This is a genomic window from Sphaerisporangium sp. NPDC049457 (assembly GCF_055586705.1).
This window is the reverse complement of record NZ_JBVJHR010000002.1, coordinates 101295-124843: the sequence shown is the minus strand read 5'-3', so window position 1 is coordinate 124843 and position 23549 is coordinate 101295. Positions and strand designations below refer to the sequence as shown.

21 protein-coding genes are annotated in these 23549 nt (G+C 71.8%); 7 read left to right on the top strand and 14 right to left on the bottom strand.

The window, feature by feature from the left end; translation table 11 throughout:
• Window positions 1–20: 20 nt before the first annotated feature.
• Window positions 21–902, bottom strand: coding sequence for a carbohydrate ABC transporter permease (locus ACZ6QO_RS03955; protein WP_465847419.1), 882 nt, complete (start codon window positions 900–902; stop codon window positions 21–23).
• Window positions 903–913: 11 nt separating this feature from the next.
• Window positions 914–1816 carry a carbohydrate ABC transporter permease gene (locus ACZ6QO_RS03950; protein ID WP_465847418.1) on the bottom strand — a complete coding sequence of 301 codons (903 nt, stop codon included), beginning with the start codon at window positions 1814–1816 and terminating at the stop codon, window positions 914–916.
• A 248-nt stretch (window positions 1817–2064) separates the two neighbouring features.
• On the opposite strand from ACZ6QO_RS03950, the gene ACZ6QO_RS03945 reads away from it, so the two are divergent.
• Window positions 2065–2985: a 5-dehydro-4-deoxyglucarate dehydratase gene (locus tag ACZ6QO_RS03945; protein WP_465847416.1), complete on the top strand. Its 921-nt coding sequence runs from the start codon at window positions 2065–2067 to the stop codon at window positions 2983–2985.
• Between the two features lie 120 nt (window positions 2986–3105).
• The gene (locus ACZ6QO_RS03940; protein ID WP_465847414.1) at window positions 3106–4488 is read left to right on the top strand and encodes a pectate lyase family protein; all 1383 of its coding nucleotides are present in this window, start codon (window positions 3106–3108) and stop codon (window positions 4486–4488) included.
• 87 nt (window positions 4489–4575) lie between these two features.
• On the opposite strand, the gene ACZ6QO_RS03935 is transcribed toward ACZ6QO_RS03940, so the two are convergent.
• Both ACZ6QO_RS03935 and dapA read right to left on the bottom strand, forming a co-directional pair.
• On the bottom strand, window positions 4576–6261 hold the full coding sequence (locus tag ACZ6QO_RS03935; protein WP_465847412.1) for a ribonuclease J: 1686 nt from the start codon (window positions 6259–6261) through the stop codon (window positions 4576–4578).
• Window positions 6262–6514: 253 nt separating this feature from the next.
• Window positions 6515–7429 (bottom strand): 4-hydroxy-tetrahydrodipicolinate synthase, encoded by a 915-nt coding sequence (dapA, locus tag ACZ6QO_RS03930; protein ID WP_465847411.1) that lies wholly within the window; start codon window positions 7427–7429, stop codon window positions 6515–6517.
• Between the two features lie 484 nt (window positions 7430–7913).
• On the opposite strand from dapA, the gene ACZ6QO_RS03925 reads away from it, so the two are divergent.
• Window positions 7914–8654, top strand: coding sequence for a GntR family transcriptional regulator (locus ACZ6QO_RS03925; protein ID WP_465847409.1), 741 nt, complete (start codon window positions 7914–7916; stop codon window positions 8652–8654).
• A 229-nt stretch (window positions 8655–8883) separates the two neighbouring features.
• On the opposite strand, the gene ACZ6QO_RS03920 is transcribed toward ACZ6QO_RS03925, so the two are convergent.
• Window positions 8884–9753, bottom strand: a complete 870-nt coding sequence (locus ACZ6QO_RS03920) for an EamA family transporter (RefSeq protein WP_465847408.1) — start codon at window positions 9751–9753, stop codon at window positions 8884–8886.
• A 217-nt stretch (window positions 9754–9970) separates the two neighbouring features.
• On the opposite strand from ACZ6QO_RS03920, the gene ACZ6QO_RS03915 reads away from it, so the two are divergent.
• The 4 genes from ACZ6QO_RS03915 (at window position 9971) to ACZ6QO_RS03900 (ending at window position 13934) form a co-directional block, all read left to right on the top strand.
• Window positions 9971–11389 carry an aminotransferase-like domain-containing protein gene (locus tag ACZ6QO_RS03915; RefSeq protein ID WP_465847406.1) on the top strand — a complete coding sequence of 473 codons (1419 nt, stop codon included), beginning with the start codon at window positions 9971–9973 and terminating at the stop codon, window positions 11387–11389.
• 46 nt (window positions 11390–11435) lie between these two features.
• Window positions 11436–11996: a CGNR zinc finger domain-containing protein gene (locus tag ACZ6QO_RS03910; RefSeq protein ID WP_465847405.1), complete on the top strand. Its 561-nt coding sequence runs from the start codon at window positions 11436–11438 to the stop codon at window positions 11994–11996.
• 157 nt (window positions 11997–12153) lie between these two features.
• Window positions 12154–12774: a GNAT family N-acetyltransferase gene (locus ACZ6QO_RS03905; RefSeq protein ID WP_465847403.1), complete on the top strand. Its 621-nt coding sequence runs from the start codon at window positions 12154–12156 to the stop codon at window positions 12772–12774.
• Between the two features lie 290 nt (window positions 12775–13064).
• Window positions 13065–13934, top strand: a complete 870-nt coding sequence (locus tag ACZ6QO_RS03900) for a 1,4-dihydroxy-2-naphthoate polyprenyltransferase (protein ID WP_465847401.1) — start codon at window positions 13065–13067, stop codon at window positions 13932–13934.
• 96 nt (window positions 13935–14030) lie between these two features.
• On the opposite strand, the gene dapB is transcribed toward ACZ6QO_RS03900, so the two are convergent.
• From dapB to ACZ6QO_RS03855, 9 genes are all read right to left on the bottom strand, one after another.
• Window positions 14031–14768: a 4-hydroxy-tetrahydrodipicolinate reductase gene (dapB, locus tag ACZ6QO_RS03895; RefSeq protein WP_465847399.1), complete on the bottom strand. Its 738-nt coding sequence runs from the start codon at window positions 14766–14768 to the stop codon at window positions 14031–14033.
• Between the two features lie 89 nt (window positions 14769–14857).
• The gene (locus ACZ6QO_RS03890; protein WP_465847398.1) at window positions 14858–16168 is read right to left on the bottom strand and encodes a M16 family metallopeptidase; all 1311 of its coding nucleotides are present in this window, start codon (window positions 16166–16168) and stop codon (window positions 14858–14860) included.
• A complete protein-coding gene (locus ACZ6QO_RS03885) occupies window positions 16165–18498 on the bottom strand; it encodes a polyribonucleotide nucleotidyltransferase (RefSeq protein WP_465847397.1) in 2334 nt (777 codons plus the stop codon). The genes ACZ6QO_RS03890 and ACZ6QO_RS03885 overlap by 4 nt, the downstream gene beginning before the upstream one ends.
• A 406-nt stretch (window positions 18499–18904) precedes the next feature.
• Window positions 18905–19174, bottom strand: a complete 270-nt coding sequence (gene rpsO, locus ACZ6QO_RS03880; protein WP_189163363.1) for a 30S ribosomal protein S15 — start codon at window positions 19172–19174, stop codon at window positions 18905–18907.
• 178 nt (window positions 19175–19352) lie between these two features.
• On the bottom strand, window positions 19353–20306 hold the full coding sequence (locus tag ACZ6QO_RS03875) for a bifunctional riboflavin kinase/FAD synthetase (RefSeq protein WP_465848069.1): 954 nt from the start codon (window positions 20304–20306) through the stop codon (window positions 19353–19355).
• A gap of 211 nt (window positions 20307–20517) precedes the next feature.
• Complete coding sequence (truB, locus tag ACZ6QO_RS03870) at window positions 20518–21549, bottom strand: tRNA pseudouridine(55) synthase TruB (protein ID WP_465847395.1); 1032 nt, start codon at window positions 21547–21549, stop codon at window positions 20518–20520.
• 48 nt (window positions 21550–21597) lie between these two features.
• Window positions 21598–22623 (bottom strand): DHH family phosphoesterase, encoded by a 1026-nt coding sequence (locus tag ACZ6QO_RS03865; RefSeq protein ID WP_465847393.1) that lies wholly within the window; start codon window positions 22621–22623, stop codon window positions 21598–21600.
• A complete protein-coding gene (rbfA, locus tag ACZ6QO_RS03860; protein ID WP_465848067.1) occupies window positions 22620–23117 on the bottom strand; it encodes a 30S ribosome-binding factor RbfA in 498 nt (165 codons plus the stop codon). Before rbfA ends, ACZ6QO_RS03865 begins: the two co-directional genes overlap by 4 nt.
• Before the next feature lie 67 nt (window positions 23118–23184).
• Window positions 23185–23484: a DUF503 domain-containing protein gene (locus ACZ6QO_RS03855; RefSeq protein WP_465847392.1), complete on the bottom strand. Its 300-nt coding sequence runs from the start codon at window positions 23482–23484 to the stop codon at window positions 23185–23187.
• Window positions 23485–23549: the final 65 nt, after the last annotated feature.

The window sequence follows — 23549 nt, the reverse complement described above, 5'->3', positions numbered from 1 at the left end:
TGTCCTCCAGGCGGGGGGTGCTATCCCTTCACGGCACCGGCGCTGATGCCGTGCACGAGATAGCGCTGAATCACTGCGAAGACGCAGACGACAGGGACGGCCGCCACGACGCCGCCCGCCGCCAGGGCCCCGAAGTCGGCGCTGTACTCCCCGATCGTGTAGCTCAGGCCGACGGGGATGGTGAAGTTGCCCTGTTTGCTGATGAACATCAGGGCGAACAGGAAGTTGTTCCAGGTGTGGATGAAGGCGAACGAGCCGACCGCGATGAGGCCGGGACGCAGCTGCGGCAGCACGACCGCGAAGAAGGCCCGGACGCGCGTGCAGCCGTCCACCATCGCCGCCTCCTCCACCTGGAAGGGCACCGCGGTGACGAACCCGCTCATCAGGATGATCGACAGCGGGAGGTTGAACACCGTGTCCGCGACCACCAGGCTCCACAGCGAGTTGATCAGCCCGAGGCCGCGGAAGATCGTGAACAGCGGGATCAGCATCATGGCGCCGGGGATGAACTGGGTGCACAGCAGGGCCACCATGAACAGCGTCCGGCCGCGGAAGCGGAAGCGCGCCAGCGCGTACCCGCCCATGAGCGCGATCACCGTCGTGAAGAACAGCGACAGCACGCCCACGATCACGCTGTTTCTGAAGAAGACGGCGTAGCCGATGTCGTTCCAGACGGTCTCGAAGTGCTCGAAGGTGATCGGCCACGGCACCGGCGCGGTCGAGCCGGCGGGGCGGAGCGCGAAGACGATCATCCAGTAGAACGGCACCAGCGTGAAGAGCAGATACAGGCCCAGGGGGACGTACAGCCGCAGCACCCGGCCCGGGTCCTTCCGCCGCCGCGGGCCGGGGGCCGGCTCGGCCCGGACCTTCTCGGGGCGCCGCGCGATGGTCTGTGTCGCCATGGAAGCGTCCCTCATCCCTTGTGGTCCGCGCCGAACCTGCTCAGCCGCAGGTACAGCAGCGAGCAGAACAGCAGGATCAGGAAGCCGGCCGTGGTGAGCGCCGAGCCGTACCCGAAGTCCTTGGAGTCGATCGCGCGCTGGGCCACGTACAGCGGCAGCGTGGTGGTGACCTGGGCCGGTCCGCCGCCGGTGAGCGTGTAGAGCAGGTCGACGTTGTTGAACTCCCACACCGAGCGCAGCAGCGTGGCCAGCACGATGGCGTCGCGCAGGTGGGGCAGGGTGACGTGCAGGAACCGCCGCGTCCGGCCCGCGCCGTCGACCGCCGCCGCCTCGTACAGCTCGCCGGGGATGCCCTGCAGACCGGCGAGCAGCAGGATCGCGAAGAACGGCACGCCGCGCCACAGCTCGGTGATGACCACCGCGCCGAAGACGGTGTCCGGGTTGCCGAGGACGGCGGCCTCCGGCGCGCCGAGGTAGCGGACGACGCCGGTCGTCGGGTTGTAGAGCAGGATCCAGATGCCGGTGGTGAGCACTCCCGACACCGCCCACGGGGAGAACACCATCGAGCGGGCGAGGCCGCGGCCGATGAAACTTTCATTCACCATGAGCGCCAGCGCGAGCCCGAGCAGGAGCTGAAGCCCGATCTCCACGATCACCCATTTGGCGGTGAAACCCAGGCTCGTCCAGAACAGCGGGTCCTCGAACAGCATCTCCCGGAAGTTGGACAGACCCGCGAAGCCGTTGGCCCAGGGCTTGGTCAGGTTGTAGTGCTGGAGGCTGTAGTACAGGACGCTGCCGATCGGGTAGACGAGAAATACCGTGATCAGCAGGACGGTCGGGGAGATCAGCAGGTACGGGGCCCAGCGCAGGGCGCGGGGACGTCCCCTCGGCGCCGCTGTCCTGGCGAAAGCCACCTCGCGCTCCGTTCGGTCGGCCGTCGTGAGTGACACATTCTTGAACAAGGTTCACACTTGTGGACGCGCCGTCAACGTAGGAAGGCGGCACGCGCGATGTCAACCCTTCGCCAGGTAACCAAAGCATTTCGGCCGCAGGCCGCACAGGTTCCCGCCGCTCCCTTGACCGGCGGGGCGTGGTCGCCGTACGTTCCCCTTGTTCATATACGTGAATACAGTCCTGGCATGTGTACGCGAGAGAGGACCGTATGACTTCGCTGGTGGATCGGCTCGACGGGCCGCTCTTCTTTCCCGTCACCCCCTGCGACGACCGGGAGCGGCTCAACCTCGAAGCCTTCCGCGAGCACGTCCGCGAAGGCGTGGCCGCGGGATGCGGCGCGGTCTTCGCCTGCTGCGGGACGGGCGAGTTCCCCTCGCTGAGCCTCGCGGACTACGCGGCGTGCGTCGCCGCCGCCGTCGAGGAGACGGCCGGGCGGGTGCCCGTGATCGCCGGCACCGGTTACGCCACGGCGCTGGCCGCCGGGTTCTGCGCTGCGGCCGAGGAGGCGGGCGCGGACGGGCTCCTCGCCCTGCCGCCCTACCTGGTGCAGGCCGACCAGGAGGGCCTGCGGCGGCACTACCAGGCGCTCGCCGACGGCACCCGGCTGCCGGTGATCCTCTACCAGCGCGACAACGCGATCTTCGAACCGCGGACCGTCGTCGAACTGGCCCGCCATCCCGGCATCATCGGCGTCAAGGACGGCCACGGCGACCTCGACCTGCTCCAGCGCATCATCAGCGCGACGCGGTCCGCCTCGGCCGAGCTGCTCTACTTCAACGGCCTGCCCACGGCCGAGATGTCCGCGCTCGCCTACCGCGGCCTCGGCGTCACGCGCTACTCCTCGGCGGTGTTCTGCTTCGTCCCCGGCGTCGCCATGGCCTTCCACAAGGCCCTGCTCAGCGGGGACGACGCGGTGACCGACCGGTTGATCGACGAGTTCTACCGGCCGCTGGTCGAGCTGCGCCGCCAGGGCGCCGGGTACGCGGTGTCGCTGGTCAAGGCCGGCGTGCGGCTGCGCGGCCTGGACGTCGGCCCTGTGCGCGCCCCGCTGTGCGAGCCCGCGCCCGAGCACGTCAAGCGGCTCGGCGAGCTGATCGAGCGCGGGCTGGAGATCACCGAGGGCAGGTGACCCGACCGGCACCGCGTCGGGGAGGCGCCCGCCCGGCGGCGGCGCGTCCGCGTAAGCCCGGACCCCCTGGAGGCTCCGCTCAGCCGGAGCGGGAGCCTCCCTGACCCAGGAGGTATCCCCTTGCCAGCACCTTCCACGACCGCGGCCGTCCTGGCCGCGGCCCTGTGCGCCGCGACGCTGACCACGGCCCCGGCCTCGGCCTCAGCCGCCGCGTCCGCCCCGGTTTCGGCTTCGGCTTCGGCTTCGGCTTCGGTGGCGAACACGACCACGACCGGCCACGACGTCCCCCTCGGCCGGCGCACGCTGCCCGCCGGCGACGGCTGGGCGTCCGCGACCACCGGCACCACCGGCGGATCCGCCGCCGACGCCGCCCACGTGTACACCGTCCGCGACCGTAAGGGACTCATCGCCGCCCTCGGCGACGCCGACCCCACCCCCAAGATCATCTATGTCAGGGGCGTCATCGACGGCGACACCGACGACACCGGCGCCCGGCTCGACTGCGACGACTACGCCGTGGACGGCTACACGCTGCCGGCCTACCTGGCCGCCTACGACCCCGCGGTGTGGGGCCGCGACGCCGAGCCGTCCGGGCCGCTGGAGAACGCGCGCGCCGCCTCGGCCGCGCGGCAGACCGCCCGGATCAAGCCGAAGGTCGGCTCCAACACCACCATCGCGGGCATCGGCAACGCGGTGATCAGGGGCTTGAACCTGCACGTCGACAAGGCCGACAACGTCATCATCAGGAACATCAGGTTCCAGGACGCCCACGACTGCTTCCCGCAGTGGGACCCGACCGACGGCGACACGGGCAACTGGAACTCGCTGTACGACAACATCTCGGTCACCGGCTCCACGCACATCTGGGTGGACCACAACAGCTTCGACGACGGCGGCAACCCCGACTCCGCCCAGCCGCTGTACTTCGGACGGCCGTACCAGGTGCACGACGGCGAGCTCGACATCACCAGCGGCTCCGACCTCGCCACCGTCTCGTGGAACCGCTTCGCCGACCACGACAAGACGATGCTGATCGGCTCGACCAACAACCCGGCGACCGACAGCGGCAAGCTGAACGTGACCGTCCACCACAACGTGTTCGACACCATCTTGCAGCGGGCGCCGCGCGTGCGGTTCGGCCAGGTGCACGTGTACGACAACTTCTACGACATCCCGGCCGGCGGCGACTACGTCTACAGTTTCGGCGCGGGCGTGCAGTCGAAGATCTACGCCGAGAACAACTTCTTCCGCCTCGGCGACGGGGTGGACCCCGGCACGATCATCTACAACTGGGGCGGCACCGCCCTGCACGCGACCGGCACGCTGGTGAGCGCCGGCGGCAGGATCAGGCCGGTGGACCTCCTCGCCGCGCACAACGCCACCCACGACCCCGACCTGTCGGGCGACGTGGGGTGGACGCCGGTCCTGCACACGCGGGTGGACCCCACCGTGCTGGTGCCGGTGAAGGTGCCCCTGCTGGCGGGGGCCGGCCGCCTGCGCTGACGGGGACGGCCGCCCACCGGAGAAGGACCGCCCCGCCGCCGGCGCCGGCGGCGGGGCGGTCCCCGCGTCCCCTCGCGGGGGCGCCCGTCAGACCTCGACGATGACCGGGACGATCATCGGGCGGCGGCGGTAGGTCTCGTTGACCCAGCGCCCGACGATGCGGCGGGTCACGCGGCGCATCTGCTGGATGTCCGCCACGCCGTCGGCCGCGGAGTCCTGCAGCGCCTTCTCGATCAGCGGGATCACCGCGTCGAAGGCGTCGATCTCGATGCCGGAGCCCCGCGCGTACACCTCGGGGCCGCCGCTGACCTTGCCCGTGGTGGAGTCGACGACCACGACCACCGAGATGAAACCCTCGTCACCGAGGATGCGGCGGTCCTTCAGCGCCACGTCGGTGATGCCGCCGACCGACGAGCCGTCCACGTAGACGTAGCCGCACGGCACCGCGCCGACGATGCGCGCCCTGCCGTCGACCAGGTCGACCGCCACGCCGTCCTCGGCGATGACGATGTGGTCGTCGGGCACGCCGGTGAGCGCCGCCAGCTTGGCATGGGCCCGCAGGTGGCGCCACTCTCCGTGCACGGGCATGAAGTTGGACGGCTTGGTCGCGTTCAGGACGTACAGCAGCTCGCCCGCGGCGGCGTGACCGGAGACGTGCACCAGCGCGTTGCCCTTGTGGACCACGCGGGCGCCCCAGCGGGTGAGCCCGTTGATGACCTTGTTGACGGCCGTCTCGTTGCCGGGCACCAGCGAGGACGCCAGCACGACCGTGTCCCCCTCGGCGACCCGGATGGGGTGGTCGCGGTTGGCCATGCGCGACAGCGCCGCCATGGGCTCGCCCTGCGACCCCGTGCAGATCAGCACGACGTCCTCCGGCGGCCACTCCTCGATCTCGCGGGCGTCCACCAGCAGGCCCGGCGGCACCCGCAGGTAGCCGAGCTCGCGCGCCACGCCCATGTTCCTGACCATCGAGCGCCCGATGAGCGCGACCTTGCGGCCGTTCTGCTCGGCGGCGTCGAACACCTGCTGCACGCGGTGCACGTGCGAGGCGAAACAGGCCATGATGATGCGCTTGCTGGCGCTGCGGAAGACCTCGTCGATCACCGGTCCGATGGTGGCCTCGCTCGGCACGAAGCCGGGCACCTCGGAGTTGGTGGAGTCGGACATCAGCAGGTCGACGCCCTCGGCGCCGAGCCTGGCGAACCCGCCGAGGTCGGTCAGCCGCCCGTCGAGCGGGAGCTGGTCCATCTTGAAGTCGCCGGTGTGCAGCACGAGGCCGGCGGGCGTCCTGATGGCGACGGCGAGGGCGTCGGGGATGGAGTGGTTGACCGCGAAGAACTCGCACTCGAACGGCCCGAACCGCTGCCTCTGGCCCTCGGCCACCTCGACCTTGACCGGCTGGATGCGGTGCTCGGTGAGCTTGCTCTCGATCATGCCGAGGGTCAGCCGCGAGCCGACCAGCGGGATGTCGCGGCGCTCGCGCAGCAGGTACGGCACGGCGCCGATGTGGTCTTCGTGGGCGTGGGTGAGCACGACCGCCTCGATGTCGTCGAGCCGGCCGCGGATGTACTCGAAGTCCGGCAGGATCAGGTCCACGCCGGGCTGGTCGGGCTCTGGGAACAGCACGCCGCAGTCGACCACGAGCAGCCGGCCGTCGAACTCGAAGACCGCCATGTTGCGGCCGATCTCACCCAGCCCGCCGAGCGCGACGATGCGCAGGCCGTGCTCCGGCAGTGCCGGAGGCGGCCCGAGCTCGGGATGCGGATGACTCATGCTCTACCCCCGTGTGCGTCGGCCCGCCGCGCCTGGACGGCTCCCTCGCCGAGCCGTCCGGCGCGTCGCGTGCCGAAATCGTCGTATCTCTCTCTCAAACTCTCTGTTCCTCCCCGCCGCGGACAGAGCGCGGCGATAGGTCCGGGTGGGTTTCTCCGCCGCTCACGATGGACGCGCGACGGGCAAGTCAGGCAATTCTCGCGCGTCCGGCAGGACGCGCGGCATTCTCAGGGGACCGGGTGCGTGCGGCATGTCAGTCGGACAACTTCACGCCGCCCGCGACCAGGTCTTCGCGCAGGGTCGCGGTCTGCTGCTCGGTGGCGTCGACCAGCGGCGCGCGCACCGGGCCCACGGGCCTGCCGAGGAGGCCGAGCGCGGCCTTCGTCATGATCACGCCCTGGGTGCGGGTCATGATGCCGGTGACCACCGGCAGCAGGCGCTGGTGCACGGAACGGGCGCCCTCGACATGGCCGGACTGGAAGAGCTGGATCATGGAGGCCAGCTCGGCGCCGACCACGTGGCCGACCACGCTGACGAAGCCCGCGGCGCCGACCGACAGCCAGGGCAGGTTGAGCGCGTCGTCCCCCGAGTAATAGACGAGATCGGTGGAGGCCATGACCCGCGAGCCGTCGAACAGGTCGCCCTTGGCGTCCTTCACGGCGGCGATGCGCGGGTGGGCGCTCAGGCGCAGCAGCGTCTCGGCGGCGATCGGCGTGCCCGTGCGTCCTGGGATGTCATAGAGCATGACGGGCAGGCCGGTGGCGTCGGCGACCGCGGTGAAGTGCCGGTACAGGCCCTCTTGGGGTGGCTTGTTGTAGTACGGCGTCACCAGGAGCAGGCCGTGGGCGCCGGCGCGCTCGGCCGCCTTGGCGAGCTCGACCGAGTGGCGGGTGTCGTTGGTGCCCGCCCCGGCCACGACGGTGGCCCGGTCGCCGACCGCCTCCAGCACCGCTCGCAGGATGACGTCTTTCTCGGCATCGGAGGTCGTGGCGGACTCTCCCGTCGTGCCGCTCACGACGAGGCCGTCGTTGCGTTGCTCGTCGACGAGATAGGTGGCCAGGCGCTGAACACCTTCGGTGTCCACGGCGCCGTCGGCGGTGAACGGCGTGACCATCGCGGTCAGCATGCGCCCGAAGGGCGCGTCGGAGGTTCCGGTCGGCGATGCCATAGACGGAACGGTACCCGGATCCGCGTGGACGGTGGACCCCGCCACCCCGGTTCATGATGGCACGGCGGCCGATCCGGGTGCGTCCCGGTTGCGGCGGAGATCGCCGGACATGGATAGAGGCCGTCGATATGTGCTCGGGGGTACACACATCGACGACCTCTATCCGTGCAATCGGCCCCGCTTACGAAGGCGTTACACACATCTGAGAAGAATTTTCCGATCGTCCGCGCGGGCGGCGCCGGCGGGGGTTCCGGCCACGCCCTCCGGGCGTCCCCCGTCTCACCTCTTCGCATACCGGCCCAGGTGGCGGGCCTGTCCTCTGGACCGCTCCCGGCCCGCCGTCCGTCGAACAGAACGCAATGTCGCCGTAGAATCACGTTTCGTAAAGTTGGGACTCCAAGTCTTGTCCATTACTCCTAGTTGTCCTTCGATTACGGCAAGATAAGGAAACGATCTCGAACACCCTGAGGGATGGACTGGACGGATGACTGGCAACGACCCGGTGTACCTCCGTGTGGTCGAAGAGCTGCGGGCGCAGATAGTCGACGGCACCCTGCCGCCCGGCGCGCCCATCCCGTCTCGCGCGCAGCTCACCCAGCGCTTCCGCGTCGGCGAGACCGCCGCCCGGCACGCCCTGCGCGTCCTCGCCGCCGAAGGCCTGATCATCGGCAGGGTCGGCTCTGGCCACTACGTCCGCGAGAAGTCCGTGCTCTATCCCTTGCAGCGCTGCCGCAACACCGACCACGACGCCCCGTTCGCCGCCGACATGCAGGCCGGCGGCCGCCGCGCCACGTGGGACTGGCGCAGCGAGCCGGTCAAGGCCGGGCCCGAGATCGCCCGCCGCCTCCGGCTTGAAACGGCCGACCCGGTCGTCCGCACGCGCTACGTGTTCCGCACCGACGGCAAGCCGATGCAGCTCGCCACCTCCTACGAGCCCGTCGAGTTCGGCCGCGTCCACACCCTGCCCGAGGAGGGCACCAACGGGCGCAAGAGCCTCCTGGCCCGCATGTCCGCCGCCGGCATCAAGATCACCGACATCCGCGAGAGCGTCCACACCCGCGTGCCCCAGCCGATCGAGAGCGATCTGCTCGATCTGCCCACCGGCGTCCACGTCCTGCACATCGAGCGCACCCACTGGTCCGGCGACCGCCCCGTCGAGACCAGCGACACAGTCGTCCCCGGCGACCGCTTCCGCCTCGTCTACTCCGTCCCCCTAGGCGCCTGACCCACCATCCTCCCGGCGCCCGCCCCAACCCCACCCCCCTGACGCCCGCCCCAACTCCGGCACGAGCCGTACCACCCCCCGGCGAGCGGAGCCCCTCATCCCGCCGTAGGCCTCCGCCCATCCGGCCTTCCCTCCGGGGGACTCCTCCCATTCGGCACCGCGTCGGCGGGGAGTGGGACGGTGAAACCGGCGCCGCCGTACGGCGCGCAGGTTGGGCGCGCGGGGTCGGTCAGCGGGTGCGTTGGGTGAGGGCCACGCAGACCAAAACGGCGAGTGCGCCGGCCAGGGTGGCGGCGTCCACGGTCTCGGCGAGCAGCAGCCAGGCCAGCCCGAGCGCCAGCAGCGGCTGGAGCAGCTGCGTCTGCCCGGCACGGGCGATGCCGCCCTTGGCCAGGCCCGCGTACCACGGGATGAAGCCCAGGAACATCGACACCAGCGAGACGTAGGCGAACCCCGCCACGGCCCCCGGCGTCACCTGGTGGGCGGTCGTGAACCCCAGGACGACGGCGACGGGCACGGAGACCGGGGCCGCGACCACGAGGGCGTACGAGATGACCTTCCACCCGGGAGTGTGCCGCGCGAGCCGTCCGCCCTCGGTGTAGCCGACCGCCGCGCACACCAGCGCGGCGAGCATGAGCAGGTCCGCGGCGGCGAGCCGCCCGCCTCCCCTGGTGACCGTGAACACCGTGACGGCGACGGCCCCGGCCGCGCTCGCGGCCCAGAACAGCGGACGAGGCCGCTCCCCCGCCCGCAGGACGGCGAAGACGGCGGTGGCGGCCGGCAGCAGCCCGACCACGACGGCCGCGTGCGAGACGCTCGCTCCTGCGTCCAGCGCCAGCCCGCTGAACAGCGGGAAGCCGAACACCACGCCCAGCGCGATGGCGGCGTACGACCGCAGGTGGGCGCGGGGCGGCAGCAGTGGAGCGCCGGCGGCGAGCAGGCAGGCCGCCGCCGCGAACACGGCCACGGCCGCCCGCCCGACCGCCAGCAGATAGGGGTCGAAGCCCCGCAGAGCCAGAGCGGTCGCGGGGAAGGTCCCTGAGAAGGCGAGAACGCCGACCCCGGCCAGCAGCGTGCCCGCCCATCGCCCCTCGCCCACAGCCTGCGCGTGGGAGCCTCCGGAGGGACCGACCCGCGTGGAGTCGCCGGCAGGACGGCCGATCCCCGCAGTCGCCCTGGGGGTTCTGTCGGAGGCGTCGTGCGCGGCGGTGTCGGGCACTGGGGCGACGGCAGCCCCGGGCCGAGGACGGGGCCGGAATCTGCGGGTGAGGGGGACCGCTACCGTCCAGCGGACAGTAGCGCTACTGTCATCTTTCATGAATGACGATAGCAGTATCGTCCGCATCGCGGCATCGCTGCGCGAGGAGGCCGCGCGGCTGCGGCCGGGCGACCGGCTGCCGTCCAGCCGGGAGCTCGTGCGGCGGCACGGCGTCAGCCCGGTCACCGTGTCTCGGGCGCTCGCGGCACTGGCCGCCGAAGGCAGGGTGATCACCCGTCCGGGCAGCGGCGCCTTCGTCGCGCCCTCTGTCGCCACGGCGACCCGTGAGGCGGCCGACCTTTCCTGGCAGACGGTGGCCCTCGGCGACCGGTCGACAGACGACTCCGCGGTGGGCGGGCTGCTCACCCCGCCGCCCGAGGGCGTCATCCCGCTCGCCGGCGGCTATCTCCACCCGGGCCTGCGCCCGTCCAAGGCCCTGTCCGACGCCGCCTCCCGCGCCGTGCGCCGCCCGGACGCCTGGGCCCTGCCGCCGCTGAACGGCCTGGCCGAGCTGCGGCGCTGGTTCGCGGCCGAGGTGGGCGGCGGCGTCACGCACGCGGACGTGCTCGTCGTCAGCGGCGGCCAGGCCGCGCTCACCCACGCGTTCCGCGCGCTGTCCGCCCCCGGCGCCGCGATGCTGGTCGAGACGCCGACCTACCCCGGGGCGCTGGCCGCCGCCCGCGCGGCCGGGCTGCGCGCGGTCGCGGTGCCGGTGGACCACGACGGCGTACGGCCCGACCTGCTCGCCGAGGCGTTCGCCGTCACCGGCGCACGGGTCTTCTACTGCCAGCCCACCCTGCAGAACCCCACCGGCGTCACGCTGTCGGCCGGGCGCCGCGAACAGGTCCTCGCCGTGGCCAGGGCGGCCGGGGCGTTCGTGGTGGAGGACGACTACGCGCGCTACCTGGCGACGGGCCCCGTCCCGCCGTCAATGGTCAGCCTGGACACCCATGGCACCGTCGTCCACGTCAACTCGCTCAGCAAGATCACCGCACCGAGCATGCGGGTGGCCGGGGTGATCGCCAGGGGTCCCGCGGCGCGGCGGCTGCGGGCGGTCCAGCTCGTGGAGTCGTTCTTCGTCGCCCGCCCTCTGCAGGAGACCGCGCTGGAGTTCCTGGGCTCGCCGGCCTGGCGGCGCCACCGCGCCACGGTGACGGCCGAGCTCGCGGCCCGACGGGACGCGCTCGCGGCCGCCCTGGCCCGCCACCTGCCCGCCGGGCGGGTGCCGTTCATGCCCGTGGGCGGGCTGCACGTGTGGGTGCGACTCCCTGGCGAGGTCGACGAGACCGCGCTGGTGGAGGGGGCCCAGCGCGCCGGCGTCCTGGTCAGCCCGGGTGCGATCTACCACCCCGCCGAACCGCCCGCGCCCCACATCCGCGTCACGCACATCGCCGCGACCCATGTCGCCGAGCTCGCCGAGGGCGCACGCCGCCTCGGCGCGGCCCTGGAGGCCCAGCTCGGACCGGGGCCGGGCTGAGGCCGACGACCGCGACGCGAACCCCCGACTGCCCTACAGTGGTGACATGGACGGGCCGGCGGAGCTGCTCCGCGACTTCGTGAACACCTACGACGTCGAAGGGGACACGGACGAGCTGGCCTCTCCCGCCGAACTCGCCGTCTGGCTGCGCGAACGCGAGCTGATCTCCGCGACCGACCGCGCGGTGGACGACGACTGGGCTCTGGCGATCAACCTCCGTGAAGGGCTGCGCTCGGCGCTGCGCCAGAGGTCCGCCACGGTGGACGGGACCTCCGGCCCGGCGGGCACGGCCACCGAGTTGGACGCAGCCCTGGCCGCGCTGCCGTTGCGGGTCAGGCTGATGGCGGGGCGCACACCCGTCCCAGAGCCGTTCGGCACCGGCGCTGCCAGGGGAGTCGGCCTGCTCGCCGCGGCCATCCTTGCCGCCCACGCCGAGGGCGTCTGGCCGCGCCTGAAGGTCTGCGCGGAGGACTCCTGCCAGTGGGCGTTCATCGACTCCTCCAAGAACCGGTCGCGGTCGTGGTGCTCGATGCGCGTCTGCGGCAACCGCACCAAGACCCGCGCCTACCGGGCCAGGCGCCGCCGGCACGTCCCACTCCCCTCCTGAGCCCCGGCCGCCCCTTCCTGAGCCCCTGCTGCTCCTTCCTGAAGCCTGGGGCGGCTCGCGGTTCTGGGACGTCGCGTCGTCAGAGGGTGCCTGTGGGTCAGCGGCGGACGCGGGTCCCGATACGGTGTTGGGGACCACAGCGGAAGGGGGCGGCCAGATGGCTGACGTGGGGGTGCGCGCGGCACGGCGCGAGGACGTCCCGGCGGTGACGGCCACCCAGATCCGGGCGTGGAAGGCCGCCTACCGCGACGTCCTGCCCGAGGGGCCGCTGGAGCAGATGACCGACCCGTCCGCGCGGGAGGTCTGGAGCCGCCAATGGGAGCAGGCCATCGCGACGCCTCCCTCGCCGCACCACCGTCTCCTGGTCGCCGTCGAGAGCGACGACCCGGCGACCTCCATGGCGGACCCGCTGACGTCGCTGGCCGAGGGGCACGGCGAGCCGGGGGTCCAGCGCGTGGTGGGGCTGGCCTCCCACGCGCCCGCCGACGATGACGACCTCGACGCCGAGACCACCGCCGAACTGCTCACGCTGCTCGTCGACCCCGGCCACACCCGCCGCGGGCACGGCAGCAGGCTGCTGAACGCCACCGTGGACCATCTCCGCGAGGACGGCTTCGCCACGGTCGTCACCTGGGTCTTCGCCGAGGACAAGGCGATGGTCGACTTCCTCACCTCGGCGGGCTGGGGTCCGGACGACGCCGAGCGCATCCTTGACATGGACCGCGCCGTGCGCATGATCCGCCTGACCACCGACATCACCCCGCCTCCGGCCGGCTGACCTCAGGCGCCGGGCGTCCACAGGGCGCCGGCCGTTCGCGGGCAGCGGCTCGACCACCGAAGTCCACTGCCTTCGGACGCCGGCCCGGCACCGGCGCAGAGCGGACATGGACATCTGCCTGATACCGGCGTCGGCCGGCGCGCGGTGCGTGTCCGGCCGGTGGCCCCGGGTCGGGTCATGGGGCGGTCATGACTTACCCTGCATAGGCAATTTCCTGGGCGTCCGAGCCGAGCGTGTACCACCGTGTACCGCCGGAGCCGCGCAGGACCGGATTCGTGGAAGAGGCGACGTTGGCGACACCCGCTCAGTGGCTCGCGGGGGCACGGCCCCGCACCCTCCCCGCGGCGGTGGTCCCCGTCGCCGTCGGCACGGGCGTGGCGATCTCCTACGGTGGAGCGGTCTGGTGGCGGGCCCTGGTGGCCCTGTTCGTCGCCCTGATCCTCCAGGTGGGCGTCAACTACGCCAACGACTACAGCGACGGTGTGCGCGGCACCGACGAGCGGCGCGTCGGCCCGCTCCGGCTCGTCGGCTCCCGCGTCGCCGCGCCGCGGTCGGTGCTGCTCGCCGCGCTCGGATGCTTCCTGACGGCGGCCGTCGCCGGCCTGGTGCTCGTCGTGGCGACCGGCGCCTGGTGGCTGCTCGCCGTCGGGGCGCTGGCGATCGCCGCCGCGTGGTTCTACACCGGCGGCTCGCGCCCGTACGGCTACCGGGCGTTCGGCGAGATCTCGGTGTTCGTCTTCTTCGGCCTGGTGGCGGTCGCCGGCACGACGTACGTGCAGCTGGAGGACCTGCCGTGGCCGGCGGTCGCGGCGGCCGTGCCGGTGGGGCTGCTCGCGTGCGCGCTGCTGGTGGTGAACAACCTGCGCGACATCGCCACCGACGGCCCGGCCGGCAAGCGCACACTCGCCGTCGTGCTCGGCGACGCGCGCACCCGCGTCCTGTACGTCGGCTGCCTGCTGCTGCCGTTCGTCATCGCGCTCGCCCTGGCGTTCGTGCGCCCGTACGCGGCGCTGACGGTGCTGGCGCTGCCGCTCGCGCTCGGACCGGCGCGGGCGGTGCGCGGCGGCGCGACGGGGCCGGCGCTGATCACCACGCTGCAGCAGACCGGGCGCCTCCAGCTGGCCTTCGGCCTGCTGTTCACGATCGGGCTCGCGCTGTAAGCCCTCTCAACGGCGTATGGCCCGCCATGGGCCGTCATTCATCACTCAAGGGACAAATGCCCCTGTGGGCCGCCTGGAGGGCCACGCAGGCCGGTCTCAGAGGTCGAGCAGATGCTCCAGGCCGACGGTGAGGCCCGGCAGCTCGCGGACGCGGCGCACGCCGAGCAGGACGCCCGGGGTGAACGACGAGCGGTTCATGGTGTCGTGGCGGATCGTCAGGATCTCGCCGTCGCCACCGAGCAGGACCTCCTGGTGGGCGATCAGGCCCGCCAGCCGGACCCCGTGCACCCGCACCCCGTCGACGTCGGCCCCGCGCGCGCCGGGAAGCTCGGCGGTCGTGGCGTCCGGCATGGCGTCCAGACCCGCCTCGCGCCGGGCGGCGGCGACCAGCTCGGCCGTGCGCCGGGCGGTGCCGGAGGGGGCGTCGGCCTTGTTGGGGTGGTGCAGCTCGACGATCTCGACGGATTCGAAGTAGCGCGCGGCCTGCTGGGCGAAGTGCATCATCAGCACGGCGGCGATGCCGAAGTTGGGAGCGATCAGGGCGTTGACGCCGGGGTTGGCGTCGAGCCAGCCTTGGACGGTCGCCAGGCGGGCGGCGTCGAAGCCGGTCGTGCCGACGACCGGGTGGACGCCGTGCTCGACGCACCACTTGAGATTGCCCATGACCACGTCGGGATGGGTGAAGTCGACGACCACCTCAGCGGCCGAGAGTGCCTCTATGTCGTCGCCGGCGTCGACGGCGGCGACGAGCTCCATGTCGTCGGCCGCGTGCACGGCCTTGCAGACTTCCACACCGACGCGCCCGCGGGCGCCCAGAACCCCAACCCTGATCACGACCCCCAAGCGTAGCGCCAACCTCGCTGAGCAATGACGAGGATGCCCCGTCCGCGGTGTGCGGGCGGGGCATCCTCGTGTGGCCGGTGCTAGGCGATGAAGGAGGTGAAGTCCTTGTCGCCGTAGGGGCCGATGACGGCGAGGGCCAGCGGCTGGGTCAGGATCTCCTTGGCCACCGCGTCGATCTGGTCGGGGGTGACGGCCTCGATGCGGGCCAGCACCTCGTCCACCGGCATCAGCGTGTCGTACACCAGCTCGCTCTTGCCGATGCGCGACATGCGCGAGCCGGTGTCCTCCAGGCCGAGGACGAGGCCGCCGCGCATCTGGCCCTTGCCGCGCTGGATCTCCTCCTCGGTGATGCCGTCGGCGACCACCCGGGTGATCTCCTCGCGGCAGATCTTCAGCACGTCGTCGATCTTGCCGGGCAGGCAGCCGACGTAGATGCCGAACTGGCCGGTGTCGGCGTACTGGGCCGTGTAGCTGTACGCCGAGTAGGCCAGGCCCCGCTTCTCGCGGATCTCCTGGAACAGCCGCGACGACATGCCACCGCCGAGGGCGGCGTTGAGGACGCCCAGGGCGAAGCGGCGGTCGTCGGTGCGGGAGTAGGCCGTGGTGCCGAGCACCAGGTTGGCCTGCTCGGTCGGCCGGTCGACCACCCGGACGCCCGCGCGCGGCGCGGCCCCCGGGCCGGTCAGGCGCGGCGGTACCGGCTCGGCGGAGCCGCCCAGCGCGCCCGCCCGCTGGTAGGCCGCGGCCACCAGTTCGACCACCCGCTCGTGGGTGACGTTGCCGCACACCGAGACGACGGTGTGCGGGGGCAGGTAGTAGCTCTGGTAGTACTCGGCGATGCGGTCGCGCGACAGCTCGTTGATCGACTCGACCGAACCGAGGATGGGCCGGCCGATCGGGGTGTCGCCGTACAGCTCCGCGGAGAACTGCTCGTGCACGACGTCCGACGGGTCGTCGTCGTGCATGGCGATCTCCTCCAGGATCACCCCGCGCTCGGACTCGACGTCCTCGGCGGTGACCAGGGAGGAGGTGACCACGTCGGCCAGCACGTCGATGGCCAGCGGGAGGTCCTCGTCGAGCACCCGCGCGTAGTAGCAGGTGTACTCCTTGGCGGTGAACGCGTTGATCTCGCCGCCGATGCCCTCGATGGCGGCGGAGATCTCCAGCGCGTCACGCGTGGGGGTGCCCTTGAACAGCAGGTGCTCGAGGAAGTGGGTGGCCCCCGTGTGCTCGGGGGCCTCGTCGCGCGAGCCGACGCCGACCCACATGCCGACCGCGACGGAACGCACGGTCGGCATGGTCTCGGTCACCACCCGGAGCCCACCTGGGAGGACGGTGCGCCGCACGACCCCGGCGCCGTCCCTGCCGGGGTGCACAGTGGTGGTCGTCACGAGTTGCGGTCGTCCCGTCCGCCTCGGGTGCGGGAACGGCGCGGCCGGTCGCCGGAGCGCTCGGACCGCTCGCCGCGCTCCGCACGCTCCTCGCGCGGCTCGGCGTCGGCCTGAGGAGCGTCCTCGGCGTCGCCGCCGCTCTCGACCTTGGCCGCGGCCTCCTTCTCGATGACCTCGACGGGCACCAGCGACAGCTTGCCGCGCGAGTCGATCTCGGCGATCTCCACCTGGATCTTGTCGCCGACGTTCATGACGTCCTCGACGTTCTCGATGCGCTTGCCGCCGTGCAGCTTGCGGATCTGGGAGACGTGCAGCAGGCCGTCCTTGCCGGGCAGCAGGCTGATGAACGCGCCGAAGGCGGCGATCTTGACGACCGTGCCCAGGTAGCGCTCGCCGATCTCGGGCATGTGCGGGTTGGCGATCGAGTTGATCGTCGTGCGCGCCGCCTCGGCCGACGGGCCGTCGGTCGCCCCGATGTAGATCGTGCCGTCGTCCTCGATGGTGATCTCGGCGCCGGTGTCGTCCTGGATCTGGTTGATCATCTTGCCCTTCGGGCCGATGACCTCGCCGATCTTGTCGACCGGGACCTTGATGGTGATGATGCGCGGCGCGGTCGGGTTCATCTCCGCCGGGGAGTCGATCGCCTCTTGCATCACGTCGAGGATCGCCAGCCGCGCCGCCCTGGCCTGCTTGAGCGCGCCGGCCAGCACCGAGGCGGGGATGCCGTCGAGCTTGGTGTCGAGCTGCAGGGCGGTGATGAGCTCACGCGTGCCGGCGACCTTGAAGTCCATGTCGCCCATGGCGTCCTCGGCGCCGAGGATGTCGGTCAGCGTGACGAACTGGTCGCCCTCGCCGATGAGACCCATGGCGATGCCCGCGACCATCTCCTTCAGCGGGACGCCGGCGTCCAGCAGCGCCATGGTGGAGGCGCAGACCGAGCCCATGCTGGTCGACCCGTTGGAGCCGAGCGCCTCCGACACCTGCCGGATGGCGTACGGGAACTCCTCGCGGGTGGGCAGCACCGGCAGCAGCGCCCGCTCGGCGAGCGCGCCGTGGCCGATCTCGCGGCGCTTGGGCGAGCCCACGCGGCCGGTCTCACCGGTGGAGTAGGGCGGGAAGTTGTAGTTGTGCATGTACCGCTTGGTGCGCTCGGGGTTGAGCGTGTCGATCATCTGCTCCATGCGCAGCATGTTCAGCGTGGTGATGCCCAGGATCTGGGTCTCGCCGCGCTCGAACAGGGCCGAGCCGTGGACCCGCGGGACCACGTGGACCTCGGCGCTGAGCTGGCGGATGTCCTTGGTGCCCCGGCCGTCGATGCGGACGCCCTCGCTGATGACCCGCTCGCGCATGAGCTTCTTGGTCAGCGAGCGGAACGCCGCGGAGATCTCCTTCTCGCGCCCCTCGAAGTCGGGGCCGACCTTCTCCAGCGCGAGGGCCTTGACCCGGTCGAGCTCGGTCTCGCGCTCCTTCTTGCCGGCGATCGTCAGCGCCGAGGCGAGCTCGCTCTTCACGGCCCCGGTGACGGCCTCGTAGGCGTCCTCCTGGTAGTCCAAGAAGATCGGGAACTGCGCGGTCTCCTTGGCGGCGACCTGAGCGATCTTGGCCTGCGCCTCGCAGAGCACCTTGATGAACGGCTTGGCGGCCTCAAGGCCCTCGGCGACGGTCTCCTCGGTCGGCGCGACGGCGCCGTCGCCGACGAGCTTGAGGGTGTCGCGGGTGGACTCGGCCTCGACCATCATGATCGCGACGTCGCCGTCGGGCAGCACCCGGCCGGCCACGACCATGTCGAAGGTCGCGCCCTCCAGCTCGGAGTGGGTCGGGAACGCCACCCACTGGCCGTTGATCAGCGCGACGCGCACGCCGCCGATCGGGCCGGAGAACGGCAGCCCGGCGAGCTGGGTGGACAGGCTGGCCGCGTTGATCGCCACCACGTCGTACAGGTGGTCGGGGTTCAGCGCCATGATCGTCGCGACGACCTGCACCTCGTTGCGCAGGCCCTTGACGAAGGACGGGCGCAGCGGGCGGTCGATCAGGCGGCAGGTGAGGATGGCGTCCTCGGACGGCCGGCCCTCACGCCGGAAGAACGAGCCGGGGATGCGGCCCGCCGCGTACATCCGCTCCTCGACGTCGACGGTGAGCGGGAAGAAGTCCAGGCTCTCCTTGGGATGCTTGGACGCGGTGGTGGCGGACAGGACCATCGTGTCGTCGTCGAGGTAGACGACGGCGCTTCCGGCCGCCTGGCGCGCGAGCCGTCCGGTTTCGAACCGGATGGTACGCGTGCCGAAAGAGCCGTTGTCGATCACGGCTTCCGTGCTGTGGACACCCTCCACGGGGGACCTCCTCTTCGGTCGCCCGCGTCCGTGCTGTTGTCGCACTGCTCGGGCACTCACCGGCCGACCGGGTACTCGTCGCGATCGGCGGGCTCGTGCCCGGCTCCGTTATGCCGGCTCCCCGTCATGTGCAGCGCCGGTCTTCGATCGAAGCACCCGGACTGCGCGGCGTACTCGCCGTCGGCATCCGGAAGCCACTACCGAGGACCGGCCCGCAGGCGTCACGGGACGCGCGTTGCTGTGCTGTGCGGACGCGGGGCACTTTCTCGGCTGTTCAGTTGTCTGTCAGGCCAGTGTGCTCGGAAACGGCGCGCGTCGCGCGGGACGCGCCGACCCGTTTCTCCATATCAGGCGGCCTTTGCCCTGATATGAGAGAGGGAGCGGCGCCGAGCCGCTCCCTCCCAGACTATCGGCGCAGGCCGAGCCGCTCGATCAGGGTGCGGTAGCGCGTGATGTCCTTGCTCATGAGGTACTTGAGCAGGCGGCGGCGGCGGCCGACCAGCAGCAGCAGCCCTCGGCGGCTGTGGTGGTCGTGCTTGTGGGTCTTGAGGTGCTCGGTGAGCTCGCTGATGCGCTTGCTGAGCAGCGCGATCTGCACCTCGGGGGATCCGGTGTCACCGTCTCCGGTCCCGTACTCGTCGATGATCTGCTTCTTGGCGGCGGTGTCGAGCGACACGGCTCTCCTTCAACTGTCTACGGGCACACATCAGATGGTGGACTACGCACGACCGTGTGTGCCTACAGTCGCCGTAACAGGTCGGCGGCAGCGCGAAGCCGATACCGAACCGACACGTCAGGTTACCATCGCCGCGAGGCCGGCGCGCTCAATGCGCCGACGGGCCTCGCGCGCGGGGTCAGGCTCCGGCCAGCAGGCGGCGGGCCTCGTCGACGTCGTGGCGCATCTGGACGATGAGCGCCTCGATGGAGTCGAACTTCAGCGTGTCGCGCAGGCGGTCGGTGAAGTCGACCACGACGTGCGCCCCGTACAGGTCGAGGTCGTCGCGGTCGAGCGCGTACGCCTCGACGGTGCGCTCGACGCCCTCGAACGTCGGGTTGGTGCCGATGGAGATCGCCGCGGGCCACCGCTCGCCCTCGTAGGGGGAGGGCGACTGGGTGCACTGGAGCCAGCCCGCGTAGACCCCGTCGGCCGGGATGGCGCTGAACGCCGGCGACTCGACGTTCGCCGTCGGGAAGCCGAGCAGCGCCCTGCCCCGCTGGTGGCCGCGGACGACGACGCCCTCGACGCGGTGCGGGCGGCCGAGCGCCGTCGCGGCGCCCTCGACGTCGCCCGCCGCGAGCAGCTCGCGGATCATGCTCGACGAGATGGCCTCACCGTTGCTCACCAGCGGGACCCCCTCGGCCACGAAGTCGTACTTCTCGCCGAGCTGGCGCAGGGTCTCGACGTCGCCCGCCGCCTTGTGGCCGAACCGGAAGTTCTCCCCCACCACGACCCCGGCGGCGTGCAGCCGGTCGACCAGGACCGCCTGGACGAACTCGTCCGGGGTCATCTGGGAGAACTCCAGCGTGAACGGCAGCACGCAGACGGCGTCCACGCCCAGCGCGCCGAGCAGCTCGATGCGGTGCCGCGCCGTGGTCAGCTTGGGAGGGTGGGCGCCCGGCCTGACCACCTCGTCCGGATGGGGGTCGAAGGTGATCGCCACGGAGGCCACCCCCAGGTCGGCCGCCATCGCGACGGCGCGTTCGACCATGCGCTGATGACCTTGGTGCACACCGTCGAACACCCCGATCGTGACGACGGACCTGCCCCAGTCAGTGGGCACGTCGTCGAGTCCGTGCCAGCCCTGCACCTCGACCTCGCTCCTTGTGGTGATGGTCGCGCTCATCCAAGCCTGCCATGCGGCGGCCTTTTCCCCGTACGGGGACGAGGGTAGCCCAGCGACGGGCCCGCCGGGCGCGGGCCCCGGCCCCGGCCGCCGCGGGCGGCCGCGAACCCGGGCGCCACGGGGTGCCCGCGGGCGCACATGTGGGGTCGGGGAGGCCGGGCGTCAAGGGGGCGCCTCAGGGGACGAAGACGGCCAGGGGCTTGACCGAGCGGCCGCGCTCCTCGACGAGGGCGAGGAGGGCGCCGTCGGGGCCGAAGACGCCGATGGGACCGCTTCCCAGGCCGGCCGAGGCCAGCCGTCCGCCGTGGCCGATCAGCTTGGCGTCCTCCGCCGAGACGTCCATGCGGGGGAACGCCGCCGCCACCGCCTCGGCCATCGGCAGGATCGCGCAGTCCTGCGCGAGCTCGTCGATGGTGCGCGCCGCCGACAGGTCGTACGGGCCGACGCGGGTGCGGCGCAGGCGGGTCAGGTGGCCGCCGACGCCGAGCGCGGCGCCGAGGTCGCGGGCCAGCGAGCGGATGTAGGTGCCGCTGGAGCAGCTCACCGAGGCGTCCACCTCGACCGCGTCGCCGTCGCGGCGCACGGCGGTGACCTCGAAGGCGTGCACGGTGACCGGCCGGGCCCGCAGCTCGACCTCCTCGCCGGCCCTGGCCCGCTTGTAGGCGCGCTCGCCGTTCACCTTGATGGCGCTGACCTGCGGGGGGACCTGCTCGATGCGGCCGGTGAGCGCGGCCACGCCCGCGCGAACGGCCTCGTCGCCCACCTGGCCCGCCGGCACCTCGGCGAGGATCTCGCCCTCGGCGTCGTCGGTGTTGGTGGTGACCCCGAGGCGGATCGTGGCGTCGTAGCCCTTCACGGTGAGCGCCAGGTGGCCGAGCAGCCGGGTGGCCTTCTCGACGCCCACGACCAGCACCCCGGTCGCCATCGGGTCCAGGGTGCCGGCGTGGCCGACGCGGCGGGTGCCGGCCAGGCGCCGCAGCTTGCCGACGACGTCGTGGGAGGTCCAGCCGGACGGCTTGTCCACGATGATCAGCCCGCTGGGCGGCGCCGGACGCCTCACCCGCGTCCCGCCTCCGGCCCGGGTTCCCTGCCCGGGGGCGTCCTCGACGCTCGGCTCGCCGTTCGTCCCGGCGCCGGGCTCGCCGTTCGTGGCGGTGCCGCGATCGCTGTCCGCCGGGGCGCTCGGCTCACTGCCGGCCGTACTCATCGGCACATCCTCGAAGTCTGGTCTGCGGGTGGACGGGAAAGGCGCCGCTCAGCACGGCGGGCCGAGGAGGGCGCAGAACTTGGCGACGGTCACCTCGGGAGTGTCGTGGGAGGTGAAGCCCGCCGCGCGCACGTGCCCGCCGCCGCCCATGGCCGTGCAGGCCCGGCCGACGTCGACCCGCCCCTTGGACCGGGTGGAGACCTGCCACGCCCCGTCGTCGTCCTCCTTGAGCACGACCGCGACGTCCGGCTCGTCGGTGCGGCGGATGACGTCGATGATGCCCTCGACCTCCTCGTACGGCAGGCAGTGCGCCGCGCGGTCGGCGTGGGACACGTACGTCCACACCACGCCCGCGCCGCCGGCGGCCTCCTGGTCGAGCCGGACGCGGCCGAGAACCGTGCCGAGAAGCTTCAGGTAGCAGAACGGGGAGCGGTCCCACAGCTCGCGGGCGATCTCGTCGGTGCGCAGGCCGGTCGCCACCAGCCGCGCCGCCATCTCGTGCACCGCCGGCGTGGTCGAAGAGTGCTTGAACGAGCCGGTGTCGGTGACCAGGCCGGTGTACAGGCAGGTGGCGATGTCGCGGTCGACCTCGTAGCCGAGCCGGGCCATCAGCGCCTCCACCAGCATGGACGTCGACGCGGCGTGGGGGTCGACGATGGGGACGCTGCCGAACCCGGTGTTGGAGGGGTGGTGGTCGATGACGATCAGCTCGGTGGCCTTGCCCGCGTGGGGGGCGAGCAGGCCGAGACGGTCGATCGTCGGCACGTCGAAGCTGATCATCAGGTCGGGCTCGGCGGGGTAGGACGCCGGCTCGACCAGCAGATCTTGGCCGGGCAGGAAGCGCAGCAGGCGGGGCACGGCGAACCGGCGGTCGCCGAAGGAGGCCGCGACGTGCTTGCCGGCCCGCCGCAGCGCCATGCCGAAGCCGAGCATGGACCCCAGGGCGTCGCCGTCGGGCGCCACGTGGCACACCAGCGCCACCTCCCGCGCGTCCTGGACGAGCCGGACGGCGCGGCGCCAGTCGTCCTCGTGCACGGCGAGCGCGGGAGGCTCGGTGGGGGTGGTGGGGGTCACTGTGCGGAACGTCCCGCCCGGTCGTGCGACTCGGTCTCCAACCCCCCTGGCGGCTCCTGGCCGTCGGGGCTCTCGTCGCCCGGCTTGCGGTAGGGGTCGGGCTCGCCGGCGTGCACGGCGTTGCGCGCCCGCTCGGCGATCTCCTCGTCGCGGGCCTTGGCCTCGGCGAGCAGCTCGTCGAGGTGGCGGGCGCTGTCGGGGAGCGGGTCGTGGCTGAAGGTGAGGGTCGGGGTGAACCGCACGCCGGTCTGGCGCCCCACCTCGGCACGGATGATCCCCTTGGCGCTCTCAAGGGCGGCGGCGGTGTCGGCGCGCTCGGCCTCGGAGCCGAACACCGTGTAGAAGACCGTCGCGTCTCGAAGGTCGGCGGTGATGCGGGTGTCGGTCACCGTCACGAAGCCGAGGCGCGGATCCTTGATCCGGCGCTCCAGCATCTCGGCGACGATCTGCTGAATGCGGTCCGCAAGTTTACGGGCGCGTGCTGCGTCCACGATCGCGCTCCCCCTCTTTGTCGCTTTAATCGCTTAACGGCCCGCGGGAAACACTACTTCCCGCGGGCCTCTAATCTTCGTCCTCGTTGTACAGCCGCCGCCTCGCGGACAGCAGCTCGATTTCCGGATGGAACGCCACGAGCCGCTCGCAGGCTTCGAGCACCTCACCGCAGTTGACCGCCGTGGCCGAGACCACGGCGACGCCGATCTCGGTGCGCCGGTGCAGGTCGAGATGGCCGGTCTCGGCCACCGCGACCGCCGGGAACCGGCGGCGCACCTCGGCGATGAGAGGACGCACCACTGAGCGCTTCTGCTTCAGCGAGTGAACGTCGCCGAGCAGGATGTCCAGAGTCAGAGCACCTATGTACATGGCTGTCGTCGCGGCCGGGGGCGATGGAAAGCCGGGGGTGTCCGCGGGTCGTACCCGCGGACACC